Annotated in this window: 1 pseudogene; it reads right to left on the bottom strand. The window is 65.8% G+C overall.

From position 1 onward, the window contains the following. Positions 1-102: 102 nt before the first annotated feature. A pseudogene (locus tag ACTHQV_RS19220) lies at positions 103-1353 on the bottom strand (TonB-dependent receptor domain-containing protein); the annotation flags it as partial. Positions 1354-1403 lie beyond the last annotated feature (50 nt).

Here is a 1403-nt window from a genome sequence, read left to right as displayed (position 1 = left end):
ATCACCAAGATCTGGACGTCAGAGCCAGACCGGTTCATCGTAAATCCGATCCACCAGATGCCGGGACTGAACACCTAAGGCGAGTGCCTTGCGCCAGCTTCCACGCGGCCACCACGCCGCGATGCCGCTGACGAGCAGCAAAAGCATCGCCACACCCGACCAGCCCACCACCTGACCACCGAGGTCGCCGGCAAGCAGCGCCATGTGGAGCTGGTAAAGCCAGCTCATCAGATAGCCACCCCAAGGTTCGGCACGGACGATCCGGGTGCCGTCAGGCGAGAACCAGACCATCGTTCGATCGGTATGATGGCCTTGACCGGACGCCGGGTAGTAACGGGCGGGAATGGGGCCGCCTTCGCCCGTCACCACCAGCGTCCACTTGTCGCCCGGATGGTACCAGCGGGCACGCCCGGTAGCCAGCGCGCGATCCCATGCCGATGAGGCCAAGTCAGGCGGCAAATCGCCCGGTCCGGCTTCGACCACCGGATGGAGCGCGGCATCGATGCCGGTGTAGAACACCAGCGCCGACTCGGTGAGGCCCAGCACCACGAACAGCAGCCCCGGGCTCAAGCCGCCCACCGTCACCTTGTCGGCGATGGTGTAGAGCGCCGAGGCGTTGACCGTGGTCGAGGGAATATTGATCGGGCGGTTGCCGTTCCGGTCGATCCGCACGCCCCCCACCAGCTCGGACAACTCGTCATATTGCGCGCCGGTACAGGATACGCCGCCCGACAGGCGCAGCGCCTTCGCCGGCGAGACGACGGCGGACAGCTCGACGCCCTGCGACGATTGCCGCCCGCCCTGCACGGTCGCCGCCGAGTTGTTTGGATCGCGGGTCAGAATGTCGCGCTGCTCGATGCGGTAGGCCGCGCCGGTGACGCTCGCCCGTCCGCCCCATGCGGTCGCCTTGAACCCGGCCTCGTAGGCGCGACCCTTGGTCAACCGGAAGCGGCTGTTGGCGATCGAGGCAAGCAGGATCGAGGACACCGGCGATACCGCCGTCGTATATTGCGCGTAGAGCGTCAGGGCCTGCGTCACATCCCACGTCGTGCCCGCCCGCCAGGAGATGGGGTCGAAGGTCGGGCTGTTGCGATCGGCCGCGCCGGTCGCGTTCTGAATCGTCGTACGATCAAGCGCGATGTGGTCCCACCGCACCCCGCCCACCAGCAACCACTTGGGCGTCAGGTTCAGCGCATCCTCCGCGCACAAGGAAGTCTGCTTCAGCTTGGAGTCGAAGGTGACGTTGGTAGTGGCGAAGATCGCCGTGCCTTCCGGCAGCGGCACGACGGCAGGATTCCGCACATCCACTGCGGGCAGCGCCGTCACTGAGCTGCCCCCTTCTGAGTGGTCCATCGACTATGACAGTCTGGACCAAGGAAGGGACAACGAATGCCTTCGAAGAA

Source organism: Sphingomonas sp. SAFR-052 (genome assembly GCF_051965015.1).
Classification (GTDB): Bacteria; Pseudomonadota; Alphaproteobacteria; order Sphingomonadales; family Sphingomonadaceae; genus Sphingomonas.
Note: the sequence above shows the minus strand (reverse complement) of the source record. Positions and strands in the feature narration are given on the sequence as shown.